This window comes from Amycolatopsis kentuckyensis, assembly GCF_002155975.1.
Lineage (GTDB): Bacteria > Actinomycetota > Actinomycetes > Mycobacteriales > Pseudonocardiaceae > Amycolatopsis > Amycolatopsis kentuckyensis.
Window position 1 is genome coordinate 1 of record NZ_MUMI01000671.1, and the last position, 3064, is coordinate 3064.

2 protein-coding genes and 1 pseudogene are annotated in these 3064 nt (G+C 73.3%); 1 reads left to right on the forward strand and 2 read right to left on the reverse strand.

The features are described from left to right. Both CCN39_RS45275 and CCN39_RS45280 read right to left on the reverse strand, forming a co-directional pair. On the reverse strand, positions 1–580 hold a 580-nt coding region (locus CCN39_RS45275), incomplete at its 3' end, for a glutamate-cysteine ligase family protein (protein ID WP_244211312.1). A gap of 131 nt (positions 581–711) precedes the next feature. Continuing rightward, positions 712–1638, reverse strand: coding sequence for a LysR family transcriptional regulator (locus CCN39_RS45280; RefSeq protein WP_086853074.1), 927 nt, complete (start codon positions 1636–1638; stop codon positions 712–714). Positions 1639–1757: 119 nt separating this feature from the next. On the opposite strand from CCN39_RS45280, the pseudogene CCN39_RS45285 reads away from it, so the two are divergent. Then, positions 1758–2928, forward strand: a pseudogene (locus tag CCN39_RS45285) (Glu/Leu/Phe/Val dehydrogenase dimerization domain-containing protein). The last annotated feature ends 136 nt before the right edge of the window (positions 2929–3064 follow it).

Here is a 3064-nt window from a genome sequence, read left to right on the forward strand (position 1 = left end):
GGTGGGCGGACTCCCCCGCGTCGACGCAGACCTGCAGGCCGGCGGTGCTGCACATCATCGTGAGGCCGCCCGGCCCGATCGGCGCGAACCGGCGCTCCATCGCGGCGTAGCGCGGGGTGTGGAGGAGCCGGCGGGGCGCGCGGTGGGCGTCGATGCCCGTTTCGCCCAGGACGAGGCGGTGCCGGGCGAGGCGATCGCGCAGGTGGCGGAGGTCGGCTGTCACGGCTGCGTCGAGGTCACGCAGGGAGGCCTGGGGAAGAGCGGAAATCTCGACCTGGCACCCGGGTTCGAGGCTCACCGGTGAACCGGCCGGGAGCGGCGAGGCGGGGCTGCCGGGGCGGAGCGTCCGCGGGGTGTGCGGACCCAGCGCCGTGGCGAGGACGTCGGGATCGAGGGGTCTGGCCGGGTCGTCGGCATGGTGCACGGTGAACTCCAGCTCCACGCCGGTCAGGCGGGGTGGTCCGTGCTTGAAACACACCGATGCGACGTACGCCTCGCCGGCCGCGCGGTCCGCCAGGACCCGCGCGGTGCGGTTCGACGCACTACCCGACTTCTCGGGGAAATCGTGCACCGCTTGCATGTCCATTCCTGTTCCGTGTGGGAGAGAACGGTGGGAACTTCTCGCCTTCGGACGCTACACGCGGGGTACGACAAATTCAGGGCGGATCTTGCGCTCCGGGAGGCGGTCACCACTCCGTAAGAAGTCCCTGATCAGGGCAAAGCCGGTTCGGTACCCAGTCCGAGCTCGGCCGCCGACGCCCGCACGGCGTCGATGACGAGGTGCAATGCGGGCCGCCGGGGGGCGGTGCGCCGGTAGGCGATCGACACCGTCCGCAGCAGCGGCGTGGTGAGCGTGACGACGTCGATCCCGGGCGGCCGCAGCAGGCGCAGGCCGAGGTCCGACACGAGGGTGATGCCCAGCCCGGCGCCCACCATCGCCATCGCCGTCGACTGCTCTTCGACCTCGTGGTTGATCTTCGGCGCGAAGCCGTGCCGCTGGCAGGCGGTGCGCATCGCGCGGCCGAAGTGCGACTTGGGGCTGGCCAGGATCCACGGGTGTTCGGCGAGGTCGGGCAGGGCGGCCGCCCCCGACGGCACGGCGCCCCGCGGCACCGCGGCGTGCAGCCGCTCGACGGCCACGACCGCGCGTTCCAGCCCGGCGTCCCACGACGTCGGCGCGTCCGAGTACTCGATGACGAACGAAAGGTCGAGGCTGCCGTCCCGGACGGCGTCGGCGGTGTCTTCGGGAGCCAGCTCGCGGGTGCGCACCTCGATCCCGGGGTGCTCGCCGGCCAGCGCGGTCAGCGCCGTCGGCAGCAGGCCGGAGGCCACCGACGCCCACACCCCGGCGGTCAGCCGGACCGTGCGGGCTTCCTGGGCCTCTTCCAGGGCGAGCGTCGCGCGCTCCACCGAGCCGAGGATCTCTTCGGCGTGCTCGGTGAGCAGGGTGCCGAGCTCGGTCAGCTGGACGCGCCGGCCGAGCCGTTCGAACAGCTTCGCGCCCACGTCGCGCTCGAGCTGCGCGAGCTGCTGCGAAACCGCCGAAGCGGTGTAGTGCAGTGCCGCGGCCGCCGCCGTCACGGTGCCCCGGCGGTGCAGCTCGCGCAGCATCCGCAAGCGGTGCAGCGAAAGCTCCATACACAAAACTTAAACGAGATCGTGCAGCAGCGTTAAATGGACGGGCGGGCCACCGGGGGCGCACGCTCGTGAAGGCGGTCACGAGGCCGCCCCGGACTTCCCTGGAGGTGAGTGGCCCGATGACCCCCGCCCCGCCGCTGATGCGGCTCACGTGGACCGATCCCGTCACCGGCGCGAACGGCTACCTGGTCGTGCACAGCCTGGTCTCCGGTGTCGCCACCGGCGGCACCCGGATGCGGGCCGGCTGCACGATGACCGAGGTCGAGGACCTCGCCCGGGGCATGGCGAACAAGACCGCGACCTTCAACCTGCCGGTCGGCGGGGCCAAAGGCGGCATCGACTTCGACCCGAAGGACCCGCGCGCGTTCGACGTGCTGAAGCGCTTCTGCGCGTTCCTGCGGCCGTGGCTGGACGCGCACTGGGTGACGGCCGAGGACCTGGGCGTGCCGCAGCACCTGATCGACTCGGTGTTCGCCGAGCTCGGCCTGGAGCAGTCGTACCACGCGGCGATCCGCCGTTCGGCCGACCCGGCGCGCACCCTGCGCCGGGTGCAGGCGGGCCTCAACGCGCCGGTCCCCGGCGGGCTGCTGCTCGGCGACGTCGTCGGCGGCTACGGCGTGGCGCAGGCGTGCCTGGGCGTCGCGGCGGCGTGGGACTGGGACGTGCGCGAGACGACGGTGGCGATCCAGGGCATCGGCACCATGGGCGGCGGTGCCGCCTGGTACCTGCACGAAGCCGGGGTGAAGGTGGTCGCGGTCGCCGACGCCGCGGGCACGCTGTACGACCCCACCGGGCTCGACGTCCCGGCGCTGCTGGAGCTGCGCGACCGCTTCGGCGAGGTCGACCGGTCCCGGCTGCCCGCCGGGGTCCGTTCCCTGCCGCGCGAGACGGTCCTCGGGATCGACGCGGACATCCTCGTGCCGGCCGGACAACGAGAGCGTGGTGAAGGCCAAGGTGGTCGTCGAGGCGGCCAACGCGGCGACGACGCCGGAAGCCGAGGCCGCGCTGTCGGCCCGCGGGGTCGCGGTCGTGCCCGACTTCGTCGCCAACGCGGGCGCGGCGGCCTGGGCGTGGTGGCTGCTCCTCGGTGAGGTGGGCGCGGACCCGGCGGACTCGTTCCTGCGGCTGCGCACCGAAATGCAGGCGAAGATCGCGCTGCTGCTGGCGGAGTGGAACATGGACCGGCTCCCCCTGCGCGTCACCGGGCTGCGGCTGGCCGAGGCCAACCGCGCCCGGCGCGCCGAAGCCGCGCTCGCCCCGGAAGGCGAGCCGGGGCTGCTCATCCCCTGAGCGCGAACCGGTCGGTCGCGCCGATCAGGACGTCCTGCATCGACGCGGCCGACACGGTGTGCCCGACGTCGTCGAGCAGCACCAGTTCGCTGCCCGGCCAGGCGTGGTGCAGCAGCCAGGGCGTGCCGACGAGGTT

What these genes read in the sequence shown, in the direction of transcription:
- CCN39_RS45280 (WP_086853074.1), bottom strand. Translation starts at nt 1,638, where the DNA reads ATGGAGCTTTCGCTGCACCGCTTGCGGATGCTGCGCGAGCTGCACCGC.